Source organism: Streptomyces sp. NPDC059002 (genome assembly GCF_042740435.1).
Lineage (GTDB): Bacteria > Actinomycetota > Actinomycetes > Streptomycetales > Streptomycetaceae > Streptomyces.
This window is the reverse complement of record NZ_JBHYJI010000004.1, coordinates 226,240-247,848: the sequence shown is the minus strand read 5'-3', so window position 1 is coordinate 247,848 and position 21,609 is coordinate 226,240. Positions and strand designations below refer to the sequence as shown.

22 protein-coding genes and 1 tRNA gene are annotated in these 21,609 nt (G+C 70.5%); 11 read left to right on the top strand and 12 right to left on the bottom strand.

Going from position 1 to position 21,609, the window contains the following annotated elements:
* Positions 1-58: 58 nt before the first annotated feature.
* A complete protein-coding gene (locus tag ACFWZ2_RS06525) occupies positions 59-868 on the bottom strand; it encodes a potassium channel family protein (RefSeq protein WP_384542712.1) in 810 nt (269 codons plus the stop codon).
* A 66-nt stretch (positions 869-934) separates the two neighbouring features.
* Entirely contained in the window at positions 935-3,667 is a 2,733-nt protein-coding gene (aceE, locus tag ACFWZ2_RS06520) for a pyruvate dehydrogenase (acetyl-transferring), homodimeric type (protein WP_384542710.1), read from the bottom strand.
* A gap of 369 nt (positions 3,668-4,036) precedes the next feature.
* Between aceE and ACFWZ2_RS06515 the strand changes: the two genes are divergently transcribed.
* The 6 genes from ACFWZ2_RS06515 to ACFWZ2_RS06490 all read left to right on the top strand — a co-directional run bounded on the left by ACFWZ2_RS06515 (position 4,037) and on the right by ACFWZ2_RS06490 (position 8,714).
* Positions 4,037-4,468 carry a DUF3052 domain-containing protein gene (locus ACFWZ2_RS06515; RefSeq protein ID WP_384542708.1) on the top strand — a complete coding sequence of 144 codons (432 nt, stop codon included), beginning with the start codon at positions 4,037-4,039 and terminating at the stop codon, positions 4,466-4,468.
* Between the two features lie 221 nt (positions 4,469-4,689).
* Positions 4,690-5,148, top strand: a complete 459-nt coding sequence (locus ACFWZ2_RS06510; RefSeq protein ID WP_384542705.1) for a peroxiredoxin — start codon at positions 4,690-4,692, stop codon at positions 5,146-5,148.
* Positions 5,149-5,264: 116 nt separating this feature from the next.
* Positions 5,265-5,840, top strand: a complete 576-nt coding sequence (locus ACFWZ2_RS06505; RefSeq protein ID WP_384259652.1) for a TerD family protein — start codon at positions 5,265-5,267, stop codon at positions 5,838-5,840.
* A 169-nt stretch (positions 5,841-6,009) separates the two neighbouring features.
* Positions 6,010-6,585, top strand: coding sequence for a TerD family protein (locus ACFWZ2_RS06500; RefSeq protein WP_384542702.1), 576 nt, complete (start codon positions 6,010-6,012; stop codon positions 6,583-6,585).
* Between the two features lie 64 nt (positions 6,586-6,649).
* Complete coding sequence (locus ACFWZ2_RS06495; protein ID WP_384542699.1) at positions 6,650-7,795, top strand: DUF475 domain-containing protein; 1,146 nt, start codon at positions 6,650-6,652, stop codon at positions 7,793-7,795.
* A gap of 181 nt (positions 7,796-7,976) precedes the next feature.
* Complete coding sequence (locus ACFWZ2_RS06490; RefSeq protein WP_384542696.1) at positions 7,977-8,714, top strand: Tellurium resistance; 738 nt, start codon at positions 7,977-7,979, stop codon at positions 8,712-8,714.
* 6 nt (positions 8,715-8,720) lie between these two features.
* On the opposite strand, the gene ACFWZ2_RS06485 is transcribed toward ACFWZ2_RS06490, so the two are convergent.
* A complete protein-coding gene (locus tag ACFWZ2_RS06485) occupies positions 8,721-9,581 on the bottom strand; it encodes a TerD family protein (RefSeq protein ID WP_384542693.1) in 861 nt (286 codons plus the stop codon).
* Between the two features lie 247 nt (positions 9,582-9,828).
* On the opposite strand from ACFWZ2_RS06485, the gene ACFWZ2_RS06480 reads away from it, so the two are divergent.
* The 4 genes from ACFWZ2_RS06480 to ACFWZ2_RS06465 are packed head-to-tail and all read left to right on the top strand — an operon-like array spanning position 9,829 to position 14,531.
* Complete coding sequence (locus tag ACFWZ2_RS06480) at positions 9,829-10,998, top strand: HpcH/HpaI aldolase/citrate lyase family protein (protein ID WP_384542690.1); 1,170 nt, start codon at positions 9,829-9,831, stop codon at positions 10,996-10,998.
* A gap of 57 nt (positions 10,999-11,055) precedes the next feature.
* On the top strand, positions 11,056-13,491 hold the full coding sequence (locus ACFWZ2_RS06475) for a phosphoribosyltransferase (protein WP_384542687.1): 2,436 nt from the start codon (positions 11,056-11,058) through the stop codon (positions 13,489-13,491).
* 5 nt (positions 13,492-13,496) lie between these two features.
* Positions 13,497-14,300 carry an HAD family hydrolase gene (locus tag ACFWZ2_RS06470; RefSeq protein WP_384542789.1) on the top strand — a complete coding sequence of 268 codons (804 nt, stop codon included), beginning with the start codon at positions 13,497-13,499 and terminating at the stop codon, positions 14,298-14,300.
* A gap of 9 nt (positions 14,301-14,309) precedes the next feature.
* Positions 14,310-14,531, top strand: a complete 222-nt coding sequence (locus tag ACFWZ2_RS06465) for a zinc ribbon domain-containing protein (RefSeq protein WP_384542685.1) — start codon at positions 14,310-14,312, stop codon at positions 14,529-14,531.
* Positions 14,532-14,614: 83 nt separating this feature from the next.
* Here ACFWZ2_RS06465 and ACFWZ2_RS06460 read toward each other — a convergent pair whose 3' ends face one another.
* The 5 genes from ACFWZ2_RS06460 to ACFWZ2_RS06440 form a co-directional block, all read right to left on the bottom strand.
* On the bottom strand, positions 14,615-15,595 hold the full coding sequence (locus ACFWZ2_RS06460) for a sugar kinase (protein WP_384542682.1): 981 nt from the start codon (positions 15,593-15,595) through the stop codon (positions 14,615-14,617).
* Positions 15,592-16,227 (bottom strand): bifunctional 4-hydroxy-2-oxoglutarate aldolase/2-dehydro-3-deoxy-phosphogluconate aldolase, encoded by a 636-nt coding sequence (locus tag ACFWZ2_RS06455; RefSeq protein ID WP_384542679.1) that lies wholly within the window; start codon positions 16,225-16,227, stop codon positions 15,592-15,594. Before ACFWZ2_RS06455 ends, ACFWZ2_RS06460 begins: the two co-directional genes overlap by 4 nt.
* A gap of 23 nt (positions 16,228-16,250) precedes the next feature.
* Complete coding sequence (locus tag ACFWZ2_RS06450; RefSeq protein ID WP_384542677.1) at positions 16,251-16,769, bottom strand: DUF4383 domain-containing protein; 519 nt, start codon at positions 16,767-16,769, stop codon at positions 16,251-16,253.
* A gap of 85 nt (positions 16,770-16,854) precedes the next feature.
* Positions 16,855-18,315 carry a hypothetical protein gene (locus tag ACFWZ2_RS06445; RefSeq protein ID WP_384542675.1) on the bottom strand — a complete coding sequence of 487 codons (1,461 nt, stop codon included), beginning with the start codon at positions 18,313-18,315 and terminating at the stop codon, positions 16,855-16,857.
* 77 nt (positions 18,316-18,392) lie between these two features.
* A complete protein-coding gene (locus tag ACFWZ2_RS06440; protein WP_384542672.1) occupies positions 18,393-19,247 on the bottom strand; it encodes a DUF4097 family beta strand repeat-containing protein in 855 nt (284 codons plus the stop codon).
* 181 nt (positions 19,248-19,428) lie between these two features.
* Here ACFWZ2_RS06440 and ACFWZ2_RS06435 point away from each other — a divergent pair.
* Positions 19,429-19,500 (top strand) — tRNA-Val (locus tag ACFWZ2_RS06435).
* Positions 19,501-19,624: 124 nt separating this feature from the next.
* On the opposite strand, the gene ACFWZ2_RS06430 is transcribed toward ACFWZ2_RS06435, so the two are convergent.
* From ACFWZ2_RS06430 to ACFWZ2_RS06415, 4 genes are all read right to left on the bottom strand, one after another.
* Complete coding sequence (locus ACFWZ2_RS06430) at positions 19,625-19,993, bottom strand: hypothetical protein (protein ID WP_384542670.1); 369 nt, start codon at positions 19,991-19,993, stop codon at positions 19,625-19,627.
* 227 nt (positions 19,994-20,220) lie between these two features.
* Entirely contained in the window at positions 20,221-20,592 is a 372-nt protein-coding gene (locus ACFWZ2_RS06425) for a peptidase inhibitor family I36 protein (RefSeq protein ID WP_384542787.1), read from the bottom strand.
* A gap of 14 nt (positions 20,593-20,606) precedes the next feature.
* Positions 20,607-21,209, bottom strand: coding sequence for a hypothetical protein (locus tag ACFWZ2_RS06420; protein WP_384542668.1), 603 nt, complete (start codon positions 21,207-21,209; stop codon positions 20,607-20,609).
* Positions 21,210-21,217: 8 nt separating this feature from the next.
* Positions 21,218-21,598: a hypothetical protein gene (locus ACFWZ2_RS06415; protein WP_384542665.1), complete on the bottom strand. Its 381-nt coding sequence runs from the start codon at positions 21,596-21,598 to the stop codon at positions 21,218-21,220.
* Positions 21,599-21,609 lie beyond the last annotated feature (11 nt).

The window sequence follows — 21,609 nt, the reverse complement described above, 5'->3', positions numbered from 1 at the left end:
GCCAGGGGCAGGACTGCGGACGCCGGGACATCGCGAACAACCGGGGCAGGACGCCGGATCAGGGCGCCCCCGTCCCGCCGAGGGCCTCTGTCCCCGTGACAGCGCCCTCGGCGGCCACGGGCCGGGGCACCGCACCCGGCTCCATCGCACCCGAAAGGGCCGTCACCTGGGCGCGCAGCGCCTGCACCTCGGCCGTCAGCGCCTCGATCGCGGCCGTCTGACGCCGCTCCTCGACGTCGTCCTTCTCGAAGCGGGAGATGAACCAGGCCGCGATGTTCGCGGTGACGACACCGAGGAGCGCGATGCCCGACAGCATCAGGCCGACCGCGAGCACCCGGCCGAGCCCGGTCGTGGGCGCGTGATCGCCGTAGCCGACGGTCGTCATCGTGGTGAAGGACCACCACACCGCGTCGCCAAGTGTCTTGATGTTCCCGTTCGGTGACTCCCGCTCCACCGAGAGCACCGCAAGGGAACCGAACATCAACAGGCCCACCACCGAGCCCGCGACATACGTCGTCAGCTTTATCTGTGACGCCATCCGGGCCCGTCGGCCGACGAGCAACAGCGTGGAGACCAGCCGCAGCAACCGCAGCGGCTGCAGCATCGGAAGGATCACGGCGAACAGGTCGAGCCAGTGGGTACGGACGAACTGTCTGCGGTGATCGGTCAGGAGGAGGCGTACGAGGTAGTCGAGGGCGAACGAACCCCAGACGAACCACTCCACCACCGTGCAGGTCCTCGTCACGGCCCTGCTTGCCCCGGGCATCACGATCGGCACGGCGTAGGCGACGGCGAATGCCACCGCGAGCGCGAGGAGCGGGCGTTGGGTGCGGCGCTCCCAGCGAATCTGTGCCGGTTGTTCCTTCATGGGCGCATCGTAGAAAACGCCTGAGGGCGACGGGACCGTGGTCCGCCGCCCTCAGGGGGAGATGTGCTACGCGTCGCCTCCGGCCGCGCCGGGGTCGGCGGCGGTGACGTCGAGGAGCTGGTAGCGGTCGATCGCCTGCTTCAGGACGGAGCGGTCGACCTTGCCCTCGCGGGCCAGTTCGGTCAGCACGCCGACCACGATCGACTGTGCGTCGATGTGGAAGAAGCGGCGGGCCGCACCGCGGGTGTCGGCGAAGCCGAAGCCGTCGGCGCCGAGCGACTGGTACGTGCCGGGCACCCAGCGGGAGATCTGGTCGGGGACGCTCCGCATCCAGTCGGAGACGGCCACGAACGGACCCTCGGCGCCGGAGAGCTTCTGGGTGACGTACGGGACGCGCTGCTCCTCCTCGGGGTGCAGGAGGTTGTGGCGCTCCACGTCGACGGCCTCGCGGCGCAGCTCGTTCCAGGAGGTCGCCGACCAGACGTCCGCCTTGACGTTCCACTCCGTGGCGAGGATCTGCTGGGCCTCGACCGCCCACGGCACCGCCACACCGGACGCGAGGATCTGGGCAGGAATGGCGCCCTGCTCACCGGACTTGAAGCGGTAGATGCCCTTGAGGATGCCGTCGACGTCCACGTCGGCGGGCTCGGCCGGGTGCTGGATCGGCTCGTTGTAGACGGTGAGGTAGTAGAAGACGTCCTCGCTGTCGGGGCCGTACATCCGGCGCAGGCCGTCCTTGACGATGTGCGCGATCTCGTAGCCGAAGGCGGGGTCGTAGGCGACACAGCCGGGGTTGGTCGAGGCGAGCAGCTGGGAGTGGCCGTCGGCGTGCTGCAGGCCCTCGCCGGTCAGCGTCGTGCGTCCGGCGGTCGCGCCCAGGACGAAACCGCGCGCGAGCTGGTCGGCCATCTGCCAGAACTGGTCGCCGGTGCGCTGGAAACCGAACATCGAGTAGAAGACGTACACCGGGATCAGGGGCTCGCCGTGCGTGGCGTAGGCCGACCCCGCGGCGATGAGGGACGCCGTGCAGCCTGCCTCCGAGATGCCGTCGTGCAGCATCTGGCCCGTCGGCGACTCCTTGTAGGCGAGGAGCAGATCGCGGTCCACGGCCTCGTACTGCTGGCCGAGCGGGTTGTAGATCTTCGCGCTCGGGAAGAACGCGTCCATGCCGAAGGTGCGGTACTCGTCGGGGGCGATCAGCACGAAGCGCTTGCCGATCTCCTTGTCCCGCATGAGGTCCTTCAGGATGCGGACGAACGCCATGGTGGTGGCGATCGACTGCTGGCCCGAACCCTTCTTCGCGGTCGCGTACGTCTTGTCCTCGGGGAGCTGCAGCGGCTTCGAGCGCACCACGCGGGTCGGGACGTAACCGCCCAGGCCCTTGCGGCGGTCGTGCATGTACTGGATCTCTTCGGAGTTCCGGCCCGGGTGGTAGTAGGGCGGGGCGCCGTCCTCCAGCTGCTTGTCCGTGATCGGGATGTGCAGCCGGTCGCGGAAGCCCTTGAGATCGTCGACCGTCAGCTTCTTCATCTGGTGCGTGGCGTTGCGGCCCTCGAAGTTCGGGCCGAGGGTCCAGCCCTTGACCGTCTGGGCGAGGATCACGGTCGGCTGGCCCTTGTGGGCCTTGGCCGCCGAGAACGCCGCGAAGATCTTCTTGTGGTCGTGACCGCCGCGGCCCAGGTGCAGGATCTGGTCGTCGGTCATGCCCTCGACCATGGCGCGCAGCCGGTGGTCGTCGCCGAAGAAGTGGTCGCGGATGTACGAGCCGGTCTCGGTGGCGTACGTCTGGAACTGGCCGTCGGGCGTGGTGTTGAGCTTGTTGACCAGGATGCCGTCGCGGTCCTGCGCGAGCAGCGGGTCCCAACTCCGGTCCCAGACCAGCTTGATGACGTTCCATCCGGCGCCGCGGAACTGCGACTCCAGCTCCTGGATGATCTTGCCGTTGCCGCGCACCGGGCCGTCCAGGCGCTGCAGGTTGCAGTTGACGACGAAGGTGAGGTTGTCCAGGCCCTCGCGGGCGGCGATGGAGAGCTGGCCGAGGGACTCGGGCTCGTCCATCTCGCCGTCGCCGAGGAACGCCCAGACGTGCGACTTGGAGGTGTCCGCGATGTCGCGCGCCTCCATGTAGCGGTTCATCCGGGCCTGGAAGATCGCGCCGAGCGGGCCGAGGCCCATGGAGACGGTCGGGAACTCCCAGAAGTCCGGCATGAGGCGCGGGTGGGGGTACGACGAGAGGCCGTTGGGCGCCTTGGACTTCTCCTGGCGGAACGCGTCGAGCTGCTGCTCGGAGAGCCGGTCGAGGAGGAAGGCGCGGGCGTAGATGCCGGGGGACGCGTGTCCCTGGAAGAAGATCTGGTCGCCGCCGTCGCCCTCGTCCTTGCCCCGGAAGAAGTGGTTGAAGCCCACGTCGTAGAGCGAGGCGGAGGAGGCGAAGGTGGCGATGTGACCGCCGACCCCGATACCGGGGCGCTGGGCGCGGGAGACCATCACCGCGGCGTTCCAGCGGGTCGCGTTCAGGACCTTGCGCTCGATCTCCTCGTTTCCGGGGAAGAACGGCTCGTCCTTGGTGGCGATCGTGTTGACGTAGTCCGTACTGCGCATCTCGGGCACGGCGACGCGCTTCTCACGTGCGCGTTCGATCAGCCGGAGCATCAGGTAGCGGGCCCGCTCGCGACCGCGTTCGTCGACCGCGGCGTCGAGGGAGTCAAGCCACTCCTGGGTCTCTTCGGGATCGAAGTCCGGGACCTGACTCGGCAGGCCGCCAATGATGATCGGGTTGCGATCGGATCCGGAAGCCACGCTGTTCCTTCGCTGTTGAGGGCCTTCGCCTGGGTTCTGCCTGGCCGTGCACCGTTCCCCCATCGTGGACCGCGGGGGCGGAAACGTCATCTCTACCGATAGGTAACCGAGACGGTGATCCGGTGACCCTGGGGTAGGCTCGGCCAAATCGCAACGATACGCCCATCCTGCCTAGCCGCTTCGCAGAGCCGTTCGGTCTCGTACGGATGAGGCGACAGTTGCGGCGACACGGTCGGGAACGTCACCGTTTCGGCGGTCTCGGCGGCCGGGTACTTGCGCGATCCGCCCCGCCCGTGTGGACTACGGCCAACGCCCCGCGCACGCGCGTGGCTGACAGGCATTCCCAAAAACATGATCAGGAGGCAATCCGTGAGCGCGACCGCGGACCACGCGGAGACGAACCTGGCCGTAAGGCTTGGTTTCCAGCCCGACCAGGTGGTCCAGGAGATCGGCTACGACGACGACGTCGATCAGGAGCTCCGCGAGGTCATCGAAGAGACCATCGGCTCCGAGCTCGTCGACGAGGACTACGACGACGTGGCTGACGCCGTGGTGCTCTGGTTCCGTGAGGACGACGGGGACCTGACTGATGCGCTGGTGGATGCCATCGCGTACATGGAGGAGGGCGGCTCGATCCTGCTGCTGACTCCGAAGACCGGTCGGGAGGGTTACGTCGAGCCGAGCGACATCGGTGAGGCGGCCACCACCGCGGGTCTGTCCCAGACCAAGAGCATCAACGCCGGCAAGGACTGGAGCGGCAGCCGCCTGCTCACGCCCAAGGCGGCGGCGAAGAAGCGATAGCGCTCCGCTGGGTGGGGCGGGGATGTGATCTGCGGGTCGGCTGTGGCTGGTCGCGCAGTTCCCCGCGCCCCTTCGGGCGCTCCTGAGGCCTCCGTGACGGATTCCCGTCACGGAGGCCTCAGGCATACGTGTGCCTTGATCGGCGGGTCCAGGGGCGGACGTAGGGTGGGTATCACCCGAACAGCCCCATCCGAGGGGCTCCGTCGAAGGGATGCGTACTCATGGCGATCGAGGTCGGCACCAAGGCGCCGGAATTCGAGCTGAAGGACAACCACGGCCGTTCCGTGAAGCTCTCCGACTTCCGCGGCGAGAAGAACGTGGTGCTGCTCTTCTACCCGTTCGCGTTCACCGGCGTGTGCACCGGCGAGCTCTGCGCGCTCCGCGACGAACTGCCGAAGTTCGTCAACGACGACACCCAGCTGCTCGCCGTCTCCAACGACTCCATCCACACCCTGCGCGTCTTCGCCGAGCAGGAGGGCCTGGAGTACCCGCTGGTCTCCGACTTCTGGCCGCACGGCGAGGTCTCGCGCGCGTACGGCGTCTTCGACGAGGAGAAGGGCTGCGCGGTGCGCGGCACCTTCATCATCGACAAGGAGGGCGTCGTGCGCTGGAGCGTCGTCAACGGCCTGCCCGACGCCCGTGACCTGAACGAGTACGTCAAGGCGCTCGACACCCTGTGATTCTTCGGGTGCAGAGCCTGTGGCTGCCGGGAACCGGTCACTAGGATCCAGTCGTTGATCCGATGGCAACGCAACGCTTGGGGCTCCCCGCCCCTGGACACCAATTGGGAGGACTCGTGGGAGTCAGCCTCAGCAAGGGCGGCAACGTATCTCTGAGCAAGGAGGCGCCGGGCCTGACCGCAGTCCTGGTCGGCCTCGGCTGGGATGTGCGCACCACCACCGGCACGGACTTCGACCTGGATGCCAGCGCGATCCTGACGAACGCGGAGGGCAAGGTCAGCAATGACAGCAACTTCGTGTTCTTCAACAACCTGAAGAGCCCCGACGGCTCCGTCGAGCACACCGGTGACAACACCACCGGTGAGGGCGAGGGCGACGACGAGGCGATCAAGGTCGACCTGGCCGCGGTGCCGGCCGATGTCGAGAAGATCGTGTTCCCGGTCTCGATCTACGACGCCGAGAACCGCCAGCAGTCGTTCGGCCAGGTGCGCAACGCGTTCATCCGCGTCGTGAACCAGGCGGGCGGCGCGGAGATCGCCCGTTACGACCTCTCCGAGGACGCCTCGACGGAAACCGCCATGGTCTTCGGCGAGCTGTACCGCCACGGCGCGGAGTGGAAGTTCCGCGCGGTCGGCCAGGGCTACGCCTCGGGCCTGCGCGGCATCGCGCAGGACTTCGGCGTCAACGTCTGAGCCGAGTACACCCCTTTGCCCGTCGTCCGGCGCCGCACCCACACGAGTGCGGCGCCGGACGCGCTCACCCGCCAGTTCCCGTCACCCTCGGGCCCCGGCCCGCCGTGCGGGCCTCGGCACCCTGCACCATGGGAACTCTGCTCTCGTCACCTCGGGGAGGACCATCAACATGGGCGTCACGCTCGCCAAGGGAGGCAATGTCTCCCTCTCCAAGGCCGCACCGAATCTCACCCAGGTCCTTGTCGGGCTCGGCTGGGACGCGCGCTCCACCACCGGCGCCCCCTTCGACCTCGATGCCAGCGCGCTGCTGTGCAACGCGGGCAGGGTGCTCGGCGACGAGTGGTTCGTCTTCTACAACAACCTGAAGAGCCCGGACGGCTCCGTCGAACACACCGGGGACAACCTCACCGGTGAGGGCGACGGCGACGACGAGTCGCTCCTGATCGACCTCTCCAAGGTGCCGGCCAACTGCGACAAGATCATCTTCCCCGTCTCGATCCATGAGGCGGACAACCGCGGCCAGACATTCGGCCAGGTCAGCAACGCGTTCATCCGCGTGGTGAACCAGGCGGACGGCCAGGAGCTCGCGCGCTACGACCTGAGTGAGGACGCCTCCACGGAGACCGCCATGATCTTCGGCGAGGTGTACCGCTACGGGGGAGAGTGGAAGTTCCGTGCGGTCGGGCAGGGGTACGCGTCGGGACTGCGCGGCATCGCTCTAGACTTCGGGGTCAACGTTTCGTAAAGCAGGGGACCGCCGCGGGGGAGACCGCTAAACGGGAGCCCGTACACACAGGATTGGGTAGCCAGTGCTTCTGAAAACCTTCGGCTGGTCGTTCGCGGTCACCGCGCTCGGCTTGGTCGCCGCGGTGCTCTACGGGGGGTGGACAGGCTTCGGCATCGTGGCGATCCTGTCCATCCTCGAGATCTCGGTGTCGTTCGACAACGCGGTGGTCAACGCCGGAATCCTGAAGAAGATGAATGCCTTCTGGCAGAAGATCTTCCTCACCATCGGTGTGCTCATCGCGGTCTTCGGCATGCGTCTTGTCTTCCCCGTCGTGATCGTGGCCATCAGTGCCAAGATCGGCCCGATCGAGGCCGTCAAGCTCGCGTTCGACGACAAGGACCAGTACCAGCAGCTGGTCACCGACGCCCACCCGTCGATCGCTGCCTTCGGCGGCATGTTCCTGCTGATGATCTTCCTCGACTTCATCTTCGAGGACCGGGACATCAAGTGGCTGGGCTGGATCGAGCGCCCGCTCGCCAAGCTCGGCAAGGTCGACATGCTGTCGGTCTGCATCGCGCTCATCGTCCTGCTCGTCACCGCGATGACCTTCGCGACCAACGCCCACCAGCACGGCGGCGTCCACGTCGACAAGGCGCAGACGGTCCTCATCTCCGGCATCGCGGGCCTGATCACCTATCTCGTGGTGGGCGGACTCTCCGGCTACTTCGAGAACAAGCTGGAGGAAGAGGAGGAGCGCGAGCACGAGGAGGAGGAAGCGGCCAAGAAGAGCGGCAAGAAGGTTCCTGCTGTCGCGATGGCGGGCAAGGCCGCGTTCTTCATGTTCCTCTACCTCGAGGTCCTCGACGCGTCGTTCTCCTTCGACGGCGTCATCGGTGCCTTCGCGATCACCAACGACATCGTCCTGATGGCGCTCGGCCTCGGCATCGGCGCCATGTACGTCCGGTCGCTCACCGTCTACCTGGTCCGCCAGGGCACCCTCGACGACTACGTCTACCTGGAGCACGGCGCGCACTACGCGATCGGCGCCCTCGCCGTGATCCTCCTCGTCACCATCCAGTACGAGATCCACGAGGTCATCACGGGCTCGGTCGGCGTCCTGCTGATCGCCTGGTCCTTCTTCTCGTCCGTGCGCCGCAACCGTGCGCTGGCGGCGGCCGAGGGAAAAGCGAGCTCGGGCGAGAAGGCTGAGGTCTCGTCCGGGGTCTGACACTGTCTGATTCCCGCACCGAGCTGTCCGGTTCCGGCTTCCGGAGTGTGACAGCGGCCGGGGTGAGGAACGCTCTGTTCGGGGCGGCCGTCGAGGAGAGGTCCTCATGGCCGCCCCGTCGGTATTCGTACGGGGCACAGGGCCCGTATCCGTACGTGGCACAAGGGCACTTGGGGGCGGCATGTCCTTCTGGGACGGTCTGTGGCGTGGACGTTCGATGGACTACGAATCGGGCAGCGCCGCGACCAACTCCATCGAACTGACCAAACGACACCCGACGGTCTCGCTCAACAAACAGGGCGCGGCCAGCGGCAACCTGCGCGTCAACCTCTCCTGGCAGATGCGCACCTCCGACCTCATCGGCAAGCAGCGCGGCGGCGGTCTGCTGCGGCACCCTTTCCAGATGTTCCGGCCCGAGCCGGTCCAGGCGCACACCCAGAGCATGGTCAACGTCGACCTCGACCTCGGCTGTCTGTACGAACTGACCGACGGCGACAAGGGCGTGGTGCAGCCGCTGGGCCACTTCTTCGGGAGCCTCAACTCCCCGCCGTACGTGAAGGGCAGCGGCGACGACCGGTTCGGTTCGGGGTCGGGCGAGACGCTCTACGTCAACCTCGACCACCGCGAGGCGATCAAGCGGCTGCTGATCTTCGTCTACATCTACGACCAGACGCCCGCCTTCGACCGCACGCACGCCAAGGTCACGCTGTACCCCAGCAACGGCCCGCGGATCGAGATCGACCTGGACGAGCGCCAGCCGCAGGCCCGCTCCTGCGCCGTGGTCTCCATCGAGAACGTCAAGGGCGAGCTGATGGTGCGCCGCGAGGTGAAGTTCGTCTACGGCTTCCAGGCCGAGCTGGACCGGCTGTACGGCTGGGGCCTGCAGTGGGGCAGGGGCTACAAGTCGAAGGTGGGCTGAGCCGCCTCAGCGGGACAGGAACTGCGGCCCCTGCGGCGGCAGCCGGAAGTTCGGGTCCGGCATCGGGGCCACCGGCTGCGGATAGCCGTACGACGGCTGGGCGACCGGCGGCGCCGACGCGACCGGCGTGGGCTGCGTGGGTGCCGCCGGAGGGTAGCCGTAGGCGGGCTGGGGCGCCGGATGCCGGGGTGGCGCCGGCGGATAGCCGTACGCGGGCTGAGGGGCCGTCTGCGGGGCGGGCTGGGCCATCGACGGCTGGTGCGTGGGCTGCTGCGGCGGCAGCGGGAACGACGCGACGGGCGGCGGCTCGGACCCGGCGGAATCCGTGTCGTCCACGGAGATCCCGAAGTCCGACGCCAGACCCTCCAGGCCGTTGGAGTACCCCTCGCCGAGGGCCCGGAACTTCCAGCCGTCGCCGCGGCGGTAGAGCTCCCCGCAGATCAGCGCGGTCTCCTCGCCGGTCTGCGGCGAGATGTCGAAGTACGCGAGCGGCTCGCCGTCGGCGACCGACGCGTCGTACAGCAGGATCCGCAGCGCGGGGACGCGGTCGAAGGAGACGCCCTCCGCCGACGCGGCCAGGAGCACCCGGCTCACGGCCGGGTCCATGCCGGCCAGATCCGTCTGGATCGTGTCGGTCAGGCCCTCGGCCACGCGCTTCTTGCCGAGCCGCCAGACCTTGCCCGCGGGGTGACGCGGCTGGTTGTAGAAGACGAAGTCCTCGTCGGACCGCACCCGGCCGTCGCCGCCGAGGAGCAGCGCGGACGCGTCGACGTCGGGGACGCCCTGGCCGGGGGCCCAGCGCAGCACGGCGCGGACCGCCGTGGCTTCGAGCGGGACGTTCGACCCCTTCAGCATCGCGTGCGTCATGCGATCATCCTGCCTTCCCCCGCCCCGACGGGACAACGCGGGGCCCCCAAGGCCCCGGTCGCGTCGGCAGGCGCCTGACCTGCGGGTGGTGTGGGCGTGCGACGGTTGTGTGCTCTGCGTGTGTGACATGGCCGGGTTACCTGAAATTCATGCCCGGAGGGAACCCCGGACAGGCGTCTCTACGTACTATTACCGGCCACATCACGTCGGGCCGAGTCGACGAAACAGGCGATAGCAAGGGAATCTCATGCGCCATTTCGGGCACATCGCCCCAGAGGTGCGACAGCGCCTCTTCCACCGGGAGCCGTGTGCCTTCACCGCGGACTCCCCGCCCCACCTGCTCGCGCCCGCCCTCGGCGGCACGCTCTACAGCCCCGCGACCCGTCCCAAGCTCGCCGACGACATCCTGAAGCAGGCCGGGCGCGGAGTGACCTCCATGGTGCTCTGCCTGGAGGACTCCATCGACGACGCGGACGTCGCCGACGCCGAGGAGAATCTGGTCCGGCAATTCGCCGACCTGGCGGAACGCGGTGTGGAGCCGCCCTTGCTCTTCATCCGGGTGCGGGCCGCCGAGCAGATCGCCGACCTGGCCGGCAGGCTCGGCCCCGACATCCGGTTGTTGTCCGGATTCGTACTGCCCAAATTCACCGAGGAGCGGGGCGTGCCCTTCCTCGAGGCGCTCGCCGAGGCGGAGAGTGCCGCGCCGCAGGAGCGCGGGCTCTTCGCGATGCCCGTCCTGGAATCGCCCGAGCTGCTGCATCTGGAGAGCCGCGCCGAGACCCTCGCCGGGATCGCCCGCACCGTCGACAAGTACCGCGACCGGGTCCTCGCCCTGCGCCTGGGCGTCACCGACTTCTGCTCGGCGTACGGCCTGCGCAGGCCGCCGGACATGACCGCGTACGACGTGCAGATCGTCGCGTCCGTCATCGCCGACGTGGTGAACGTCCTCGGCAGGGCCGACGGCACGGGCTACACGGTGACGGGGCCCGTGTGGGAGTACTTCCGGGTGCAGGAGCGGATGTTCAAGCCGCAGCTGCGCCGCAGCCCCTTCCTGGAGGGCCGGGCCGACGAGCTGCGGCAGGCGCTCATCGAGCACGACATGGACGGGCTGCTCCGCGAGATCGAGCTCGACCGGGCCAACGGCCTGCTCGGCAAGACCTGCATCCACCCCTCCCACGTCCTGCCCGTGCACGCGCTCTCCGTGGTCAGCCACGAGGAGTTCAGCGACGCCGAGGACATCCTGCGCCCGGAGCGGTGCGGGGGCGGCGTCCTGCGCTCCTCGTACACGAACAAGATGAACGAGGTGAAGCCGCACCGCGCCTGGGCCGAGCGGACCCTGCGGCGCGCCGAGGTCTTCGGCGTCGCCAAGGAGGACGTCGGCTTCGTGGAGCTGCTCGCGGCCGGGATCCCCGGTTGAACCGCCGGTCCGCCCGGCAGAACCGCCGGGATCCCCGGCTGATCGAACATGAGGAACATGACGTACGTGACTGAAGACGCGGTGTGGTCGGGGACCTGGGTGGCCGAGCGGCTCGGGGTCGGGCTCGACGGTGACGAGGGGCTGCGCGGCCTCCTCGGGCTCGCGCTGCGCCGCAACCCCAAGCGGGCGCACCTCCTGGTGTCGAACGTCCTGGGCAAGCACGTCCCGCAGCGGCCCTCCGTCGTGTACGCGGCCGGGCACGACCTCGGCGTCCGGGTGCGGGAGCTGCTCGGCGACGACGAGGCCCGGCGCGCCGTCGTCCTCGGCTACGCGGAGACCGCCACGGGCCTCGGCCACTGCGTCGCGGACGGCGTCGATCTCGCGCCGTACCTGCACTCCACCCGGCGCCCCGTCGCAGGCGTCGAGCGCGCGGGCGGCTTCGAGGAGTCCCACTCGCACGCCACCTCGCACCTGCTGCTGCCCGAGGACCCCGGACTCCTCGCGGGGGACGGCCCGCTGGTCCTCGTCGACGACGAGTTCTCCACCGGCAACACCGTCCTCAACACCATCCGCGCGCTGCACGAGCGCTTCCCGCGCGGGCGGTACGTCATCGTGGCGCTCGTCGACATGCGCGCGCCCGACGACCGGGACCGCCTCGCCGCCTTCGCCGACGAGATCGGCGCGCGCGTCGACCTGATCGCGTCGGCCTCGGGCACGGTCCGGCTGCCCGACGGCGTCCTCGCCAAGGGGCAGGCGCTGGTCGCCGAGCACGAGAGCGCCGCCGTCCCGCAGCCCCGCGAGGAGCACGGCCGGGTCACCCGCGTCGAGCTCGACTGGCCCGCGGCGATACCCGACGGCGGGCGGCACGGCTTCACCTCCGCGCACCGCACGGCCCTGGACGCGGCGCTGCCCGGCATGGCGGCCGGGATCGCCGGGGCCCTGGACGGCGGCGCGCGCCGCGTGCTCGTCCTCGGCTTCGAGGAGCTCATGTACGCGCCGCTCGCGCTCGGCGTGGAGTTGGAGCGGTGCACCGGCGCCGATGTGCGGTTCTCCACCACGACCCGGTCGCCCGTGCTCGCGGTGGACGACCCCGGCTACGCGATCCGCACCCGCATCGCCTTCCCCGCGCACGACGACCCGGCCGACGGGCCCGGCACCCGGTACGCCTACAACGTCGCGGGCGGCGGCTTCGACGCGGTCGTGGTGGTCGTGGACTCGGTCGCGGACACCGCCCATCTGCACGCGCCGGACGGCCTGTTGGCGCAGCTCTCCGCACACACGGGGCAGGTCCTGCTGGCCGTCGTCCCCTCGTACGTCCCCGAAAGGCCCGCCATGCTTCCCGAGCCCCTCCGCGGCCCCGCCTTCTCCTCGTACGCGCCCGAGGACGTCGGCTGGCTGCTCCAGGACCTCTCCGACGTGACGCTCGAAGCGCCCACGGAGGAGCGCGAGGAGGCGATACAGAGCGGTGGCGCGCACTACGCCGAGTCGCTGCCCGTCGAGTACCAGCCCAGCGCCCAGTACCAGGAGCTGTTCCGCGCGGCGCTCGACACCTCCGCCGCCCGTATCGCCCAGGCCGTCGGCACCGTCACCGAGACCGTGCTCGCCGAGCGGTCGCCGCGTCCCGTCCTGGTGTCGCTCGCCCGCGCGGGCACCCCCGTCGGCGTCCTGATGCGCCGCTGGGCCGCGCACCGGTACGGCCTCGACCTGCCGCACTACGCCGTCTCCATCGTGCGCGGCCGCGGCATCGACGCCAACGCGCTGCGCTGGCTCGCCGCCCACCACGACCCGGCCGACGTCGTCTTCGTCGACGGCTGGACGGGCAAGGGCGCCATCACGCGTGAACTGGCCGACGCGGTACGGGAGTTCGAGGAGGCCGGTGGCCCCGCCGGGTTCAGCCCGGAGATCGCCGTGCTCGCCGACCCCGGCTCGTGCGTGCGCACCTACGGCACCCGCGAGGACTTCCTCATCCCCTCCGCCTGCCTCAACTCCACGGTCTCCGGGCTGATTTCCCGCACCGTGCTCCGCGCCGACCTGGTCGGGCCCGATGACTTCCACGGCGCGAAGTTCTACCGCGAACTCGCGGGCACCGATGTGTCGGGCGAGTTCGTCGACGCGGTCGTGAGCCGCTTCGACGAGGTCGCAGACGCGGTGGACGCGCAGGTCAAGGAGGTGCTCGCCGCCGACAGGGCGCCCACCTGGGAGGGTTGGGCCGCCGTCGAGCGGATCAGTGAGGAGCAGGGCATCCACGACGTGAACCTCGTCAAGCCGGGCGTCGGCGAGACGACGCGCGTGCTCCTGCGCCGCGTCCCCTGGAAGATCCTGGCCCGCGAGGGCGCGGGCGCCGACCTCGACCACGTGCGCCTGCTCGCCGAACAGCGCGGCGTGCCCGTCGAGGAAGTGGCCGAACTCCCGTACACCTGCGTCGGGTTGATCCACCCCAAGTACACGCGCGGCGCGACGGGCGCGGACGGCAAGGCGGTGGCCGCCAAGTGAGTGCCATGCTCGTCGCCAGCGACCTCGACCGCACCCTCATCTACTCCGCCGCCGCGCTCGGCCTGACCATGCCCGACGCCGAGGCGCCGCGGCTGCTCTGCGTCGAGGTGTACGAGGGCAAGCCCCTGTCGTACGTCACCGAGACCGCCGCCGGGCTCCTCGACGAGCTGGGGCGCACGGCCGTCTTCGTGCCGACCACGACCCGCACCCGTGAGCAGTACGGGCGCATCCATCTCCCGGGCCCCGCACCGAAGTTCGCGATCTGCGCCAACGGCGGGCACATCCTCGTCGACGGCGTCTCCGATCCCGACTGGCAGGCCCAGGTGGCGCGCCGCCTCGCCGCCGAGTGCGCCTCGCTCGACGAGGTCCGCGCGCATCTCGTCCGCACCGCCGACCCGGCCTGGCTGCTCAAGGAACGCGTCGCCGAGGACCTCTTCGCCTACCTCGTCGTCGAGCGCTCGCTGCTGCCCGACGAGTGGGTCAAGGAGCTCGCCGCCTGGGCGGAGGGGCGTGGCTGGACCGTCTCGCTGCAGGGCCGCAAGATCTACGCGGTGCCGAAGCCGCTCACCAAGAGCGCGGCGGTACGGGAGGTCGCCCGGCGGACCGGCGCCGAGGAGATCCTCGCCGCGGGGGACTCGCTGCTCGACGCGGATCTGCTGCTCGCGGCGGACCGGTCCTGGCGGCCCGGGCACGGGGAGCTGGCCGAAACGGGGTTCGTCGCGGCGGGGCTCACGGTTCTTCCCGAGCGGGGGGTTGCCGCGGGGGAGGAGATTCTCCGTGCGTTCCTCGGGGCGGGGGCGCGGGGCTAGCCTTTGCCTATGCCTCGTTACGAATTTCGGTGCCGGTCCTGTGGGGACACGTTCGAGTTGAGTCGGCCGATGGCTGAGTCTTCCGCGCCTGCGGTGTGCCCTGTGGGGCATGAGGACACGGTGAAGCTTTTGTCTGCTGTGGCCGTTGGGGGGTCTTCGTCTGCGTCTGCGCCTGCGCCGTCCGGCGGGGGTGGCGGGGGCGGCTGTTGTGGGGGAGGCTGCTGCGGCTGAGGGTGTTGTTGGGGGTGCGGGTCGGTTGTGGCCGGGCGCGCAGTTCCCCGCGCCCCTTATAGGGTCGCCCTCCTGTCCGTTCCCTAGCGGACCACCGTGCCCGGGGTCGACCCCAGCAAGTCCAGTTCCGACCGCGTCGGCGCGCCCTCCCAGTCGCCATGGGTCGCCACCGCGAACGCGCCTGTGGTGATGGCGCGGTCCAGGCGGTGCGGGACGTCCGAGCCGTCCAGGAGTGCTGACAGGTATCCAGCCACGAAGGCGTCGCCCGCGCCCACCGGGTCCACTGCTCGTACCTCGCGTGCGGGGGAGTGGAGTTGGTGCTTCGCGGTGTGGGCCGTGGCGCCTGCCGCGCCGTGTTTGAGTACGACCTCGCGGATGCCGCCGTCGATGAGGGACCGCTCCGGGGTGTCGGTGGGGGCGGACTCCGGGAGGCACAGGGGGAGTTCGTCGTCGGAGGCGATGAGGACGTCGACGTAGGGGAGCCACGTGCGCAGTTCGGCGGCGGCCGCCTCCCGGCTCCACAGGCGGGAGCGGAAGTTGACGTCGAGGCACACCTCGGTGCCGTGTTCGCGTGCGAGGCGCAGGGCGTGGCGGCAGGCGTCGAGGGGCGCGGGGCCGAGCGCCGGGGTGATGCCGGTCAGGTGCAGGACGCGGGGCGGCGGGGCCGAGGCGAACGCGGCCGTCACGGCGTCCGCCGTCAGGCGTGAACCGGCGCTGCCCGCACGGTAGTAGTGCACCCGGGTCACCTCGGGCAGCCGCGGCTCGAAGAGGATCAGGCCGGTCGGCGCGGCCGGGTCGCGCGTGGCGGCGCTGACGTCGACGCCCTCCGCGCGCAGCGTGCGCAGGACCAGCTCGCCGGCCTCGTCGGCGCCGACCGCGCCCGCCCAGCGGACGGTGTGGCCGAGGCGGGCCAGGCCGATGGCGACGTTGCTCTCGGCGCCCGCGACGGACACGTCCATGGAGCCGCCCAGCTTGAGCGGGCCGCTGCCGCGCAGGGCGACCATGGTCTCGCCGAGGGTGAGTACGTCGATGGCGCGGCCCGCGTCGACCGGGACCGCGCTCATCGGCGTACCGCCGCTGTCACCGTCACGAACTCCGCGGCCCGTGCGCGCAGCGCGCCCAGGTCGCCGCCGTCCGCCGCGTCGCCGATCAGCGGGGAGCCGACGCCCACCGCGACCGCGCCGAGTGCCAGATACGCCTTCGCGGCCGTCGCGTCGACGCCGCCGACCGGCACGAAGGGCGTGTCGGGGAAGGGGGCGCGCAGGGCCTTCAGGTAGGCGGGGCCGCCCATCGCGGATGCGGGGAAGACCTTCAGGGCCGTCACGCCCGCCGCCTCGGCCGCGATGACGTCGGTGGGCGTCAGGACGCCGCCGAGGACCGGGAGCCCCAGGCGTACGGCCTCGTCGACGCCCGCGCCGAGTCCGGGCGTGACGATCAGGTTGGCGCCCGCGTCGGCGGCCCGGCGCGCGTCGCCCGCGGTGCGGACCGTGCCCGCGCCGAGCCAGGCGTCCGCGCCCAGTGCGGCCCGCGCCCTGCGCAGTACGCCGAGCGCGTCGGCGCCGCTGAGGGAGACCTCGACCAGCGGGATGCCGGACTCGACGAGCGTCATGACCGTACGGAAGGAGGCGTCCGGGTCGGTGCCGCGCACGATGGCGACGAGACGCCGGGCCCGGAGAGCCGCGGGGAAGTCGAGCATCCGCCCAGATTCGCACAGCCCGTTCAGCGGGCCCGATCCGGGTGGCGGGCCTTCCAGTACGGGTTGTCGTGCGGCAGCCCGCCGCTGACCCGGCCGTACATCCCGAAGGTCATGAGGAGGACGCCCACCACGAAGCTGAACAGGACGTTCTGGATCCGGAACGCCAGGAAGTTGAAGCGGCTGTCGAGCAGGGCGAGATTGACGAAGCCGCTGAGCAGGAACGCGACGCCGAGCACCATGTTGAGCGTCGACGCGGCATTGCCGCCGATCACCATGCCGACGAAGAGCAGCAGGCCGACGCCGATCGACAGGACGCTGAGCGCGCCGTTGGTGTTGAGCCCGGCGACGGTGTCACCGCGGGTGTCGAAGAAGCCGACCTTGTCGATGAGGCCGAGGATGCCGAAGGCGAGCAGCACGAGCCCCATCAGGCCCGCGCCGACGCGGTAGACCTTGCTCAGCCGGTGGTCGACGGGCAGATCCTCGTCGAGGGTGATGTGACGCCTGCGGCCCTTGGGGCCGGGGTGCAGTACATGCGTGGCCATGTCCGCCTCCTTGGTGCGTGCGGAGGCCGTGCGTAATTCCAGGATCCGCCTTCGGGGCGGCGAGCGCCAAACGCAGGGGACGTCCTCAGGCCCCCTGGCCCCGCTCCTCCCGGATCTGCGCGACCACCCGCGCCACCGTCGAGCGCACCGCCTCGGTCTCGGTCAGGAAGTGCCAGTAGTCGGGGTGGCGGCCCTCCAGGGAGGCCACCGCGCGGTCCAGGCGCCCCACGGAGTCGTCCAGCGGGCGGGCGTGCCGCGGCTCGGGCGTGTGGCGGCCCGCCATCGCCAGGCGCTGTGCGTCCCGGATCGCGAAGCGGGTGCGCTCGATCTCCTGCTGCGGGTCCTTCGCCACCGCGTTCAGCCGCTGGAGCCGGTCGCCCGCCGCGGAGACCGCCTCGTCCGTGGAATTGAGCAGCGCCCGCACGGTGGAGAGCAGCGAGGTGGCGTCCGGCCAGCGCTGTTCGTCACGGGCCTGCCGGGCCTCCGTGAGCTTGGCCTCCGCCTGCCGCACATTCTCCGCGGCCTGGCCGGGCACATGCTGGAGGTCCTGCCAGCAGGCGGCGGTGAAGCGGCGCCTGAGCTCGCTGAGGACCGGCTCGACCTGGCCGCTGCGGGTGGTCAGGGCCTGCGCGCGCGTCCGCAGCGACACAAGGCGCCGGTCGATCTCGGCGGCCCGCTCCGGCAGCCGCTCGGCCTCGGCCCGCACGGCCTCGGCGTCGCGCAGCACCCGGTCGGCGCGCTGCAGCGTCTCCGCCACGCCGTGCTGTCCCGCCCCTTGGTTGAGCTTGGTCAGCTCGGGGCCGAGGGCGGCGAGGCGGGCGGCGAGGTCGTCGGCCTTGAGTCCCGCGCCCCGCACGGCATCCAGTGCGTTGCTGGCGGCGAGCAGGGTCTGGCGGGCCCGCTCTATCGCGGGGGCGAGCCGGGCGAGCTGCGTCTCCGCCTTGTCGAGCAGTGGACCGAGGCCCTGCTGGAAGCGTTCGAGATCCTGCTTGGCCCTGCCCAGCTCGTCCTTGGCCCGGGTCAGCTCGGTCCTCGCGCGGGCCGCGACCGAGGACTCGAGGTCGTCCCTGTCGAGGTCGTGGGCGTCCACGGCGCTGATGTACTGGTGGCTGACCTCGTCGATGCGCCGCCCGATGGCGTCGAAGTCGGAGACGGCGCGCTGCGCGGCGGGCGAGGAGTCCACGGCGACGATCGTCTCGATGGAGATCCGCAGGTCGCGCTGGGCGGTGTCCAGTTCGTAGAAGGCGGCGGCAGCGGCGTCCTTCGCCGCCTGCGCCTCCGCGCGCACGCTCTCGCCGCGCCCGCCGAACCAGCGGCGCGTGCCGCCGCCCGCGAAGGCGGCGGGGACGGTGGCGGCGAGGAGCGGCAGGGGCAGCAGGACGAGGGCGATGACGTCACGCAGGGGGCCGCCGGGGCGCGTGCGGCGCGCGCTCCCGCGGGGCCGACGAGCGGGGGTGCGCGACGGGCGCGCCGCGCCTGCCGTCGTCCTCGTGCCCCGAGATCCTGCTCTGTCCGGTGTGTACGGCTGCGAAGGTGTCGCCGTCACTATCCCTCTCCCGTGCTGTCATCCGCCCTGCCCGGTGTCACATTCTCCCACCGGTTAAAGACGAACACACGGGCCGGTTAGTTCGCGCTGCGCACCGTGACTTTGCCGTCGGCGCTGTGGACGGACACGCGGTGCGGGCTGTTGTCGTCGCGCGGCACGGATACGTCGACCGAACCGTCGGAGGTCTCGGTCCGCACGTCGTACGCCACCTTGCGCCCGTCCTTCCGGCCCGGCACCGCGATGTCGACGGAGCCGTCCTTGCTGCGGGCCTCGACCCGGTCGGGCACACGGGCGAGCTCCAGCGAGACGGAGCCGTCCTTGGAGTCGACGGCCACCTGCCGCGAGGTGATGCCGCGCGCGGTGATCGAGCCGTCGGAGCTGTACAGGTCGAGGGGCCCGACGGAGTTCTCGACGGTGATGGCGCCGTCGGAGCTGCGCAGACTGAGCGGCCCGCGGGAGTCCTTGACCCTGACGGCGCCGTCCTTCGTGCTCAGCTTCAGGGCCTCCCGGAATCCGTCCGCGGTGACCTCGCCGTCCTTGCTCTCGACGGTCACGGCCACCCCGCGGGGCACCTCGACGCGGTGCTTGGCCGCGCAGTTGGCGATGACGCCGGAGCACTTCATGCCCAGCTTGAGCCGGTCCCCTTCCATCTCCCACGTCACCTTGACGTCGCCGCCGAGCACGGTCCGCCCGTCGAACCACCGGGTCACCTTCAGGTCCTTGCCGCCGCTCCTGGCCGGGACCAGTTCGAGCGTGGAGTCGCTGGATTCGACGGTCAGCGTCCTGCCCGGCAGCGCGAACGTCCGGTGCTCCGGATCGCTGTCGTCCGCCGCGTCGGCCCCGCAGGCCCCGACGAGCGCGACGACGGCGACGGTCCCGGTGGCGGCGGCGAGGGCGCGTACGGCGCGCGGACGACGGGTGTGGACGGGCATGGATCCCCCTGGAGATGATCTTGACTTCTCCAAGACTCTACGGAAGGTCCCGCATCGGGAGGATCCGGGCCTCCACCGGATCCGGGGTGGGGTTAACCCCCGCAAGGGCCGCGCCCGTCGCGCCGCGGGGCGACGGTTTGCGGGGCACTGCCCGAGGCAAGGTAGGCTGTCCACTCGTCCCGGGCGCGTAGCTCAGGGGTAGAGCGCCTCCCTTACAAGGAGGATGTCGGCGGTTCGAAACCGTCCGCGCCCACCGGGTAGAAAAAGCGGGTGACCATCCGCTTCGGACCCCCCAGCCATGATCGGCTGGGGGGTCTTCTTCTTCATCGGGAGGCCGGGTCAGGGCCTCTCGTCACGAAGCCGGGGCGAGGCCTCGGTCAGGGCGAGATCTCGCACGCCGTGGGGATCCAGCCCTTCATGCCCCGGTAGTCGATGGGCGACCACCGGCTGTCCTCGTCCCAGGTGCACAGGTTGTGGTAGGTCTGGCCGTACGAGACGAAGCAGCCGTTGAACTTGGCCTTCGCGCCCTTCGGGAACAGGCCGATCGCTGTGCCGTTGAGCTTCTTGGTCTTGCGGATCTTCACGCTCTCGCGCGCCTTGACGTACGTTCCCTTGCCCGGGCACGTCCCGCTGGACGCCGCCGTCGGTGCCGCCTCGGGCGTCGCGGCACCGGCCGCGGCGGTCCCCGCGGCGAATGTCGCACCCGTCATCGCCACCACACTCAGCAGCGAAGCGAACTTCTTCACGAACTAACCCCGTTCGGTCGTGGGTGGGCGCCCGTGAGCGCCCATGATCACTAAGAGCGTAGGCATCCGGAAAGCGCGCGACCGACGGGGGACGGGCTCGGGCACACAATCACCTCATGATCCACGCGACATGATCAAGTTCGCCTGGGGCGCGGTGCGTTGGTGTGCCGGAGCGGGGCGTCGACGGGGCGTCAGGGGGACGTCAACGGGGCGTCAGCAGGGAGGCGTCAGCACTCCATCGTCCACGTGTGGGAGTCACCGCTGTCGTTGCCCCAGCCGTTGGAGTTGATCTCCTGGCCGGGGCCCAGGCAGACCGTGCCGAAGCCGATGAGGCCCGGGTTCTCGTAGACCTGGACGTGGTCCTTGATGCCGGGGCCCGAGATGCCGTGGTTGGCCCAGGAGGAGTCCTGGTCCTGGATCGGGTCCTCCCAATCGTGGTCGTCGCCCGACCAGTTGGTGCGCTGGCCGCCGAAGTCCGCGTCCGTCCAGGCGCAGAACTGGCCGCTCGGACACGAGGCCGCCTGGGAGGTGCCCGATGTGGTGAGCGCGGTGCCGAGGGCGAGCAGCGTGGCGGCGAGTACGGCCATGGGCTTGGTCATCATGGAGGGGTCTCCTACTTGTTGGGCTTGCTGAGCATGTCGAGCTTGTCGAGTGCTTGCCGGTCGTGCGGTCGGGAGGCGCTTTCGTCGTGCAGGAGCGACGTCGCGCGGGACAGGGCGTGGGCGCGCAGGCGCCGCCAGTCGGCCAGTTCGGTGCGGTGCATCGCCCGTACCGAGGCGAGGCTGCGGTCGCGGTGGGCGGCCTCCGGTTTGAGGTTGTTGACGACGGTCGAGACCTGGAACCAGCGCCGTTGGTCGCCGTAGAGCGTCTGTTGGGCGGTGGCCAGGCAGCCGTCGGTGTGGGCGCGCACGGAGTAGCCGGTGGGCAGCGTGAGGGAGAGCTCCGTACGGCCCGCGCCGAAGAGGGCGTCGGAGACGCGCCGGTCCTGCCGCCGTGCGGCGCGGGTGGCCCCGGGCCGCTGTCCGGCGCGGGGCGGGGTGAGGCCCTGGTGCGTCAAGCAGCGGTCCGTGAGCCGTTGTTGGGCGGCCTTGATGAGGTCGTCGGGCCGCATCGGGGGACGGGTGGGTGCGGGGGCCGGTGCGCAGCCGCCGGTGAGGAGCAGGGCGCAGAGGCCGAGGACGAGGGCGGCGGCGCGGGGCCTGTCGGTGGTGTGCACGGCGCGGATCAGCCCGGTTCGCAGCCCATCTTGTCGTGGCTCACGCCGTCCAGTTTGGTGGCCCAGGCGGTCCAGTTCTCGTCGTAGTCGTCCGCGCGGATCTCGCGGTAGACGCAACTGCTGCCCGATCCGTAACTGATGGCGTACACAGTGCCGTTGTAGCGGGACTCGAAGGAGTAGGCGTGGCGCTGCGTGCCGTTCTCGGCCTCGGCGTAGCCGGGCGGGCCGTAGCACCAGGACTGGCCCATCATGCCGGGCTCGGTCCAGAAACAGATCCTGCCCGGGGGCGTGGCGACGTGCGGAGCGGTCGGCTCCGCGACGGCGGACGGGGCGACGGCGGTCAGCAGGGCGGCGAAGAAGGCGGTGGTCGCGGCGGCTCTCAGGCGCATGCGGGTGGCTC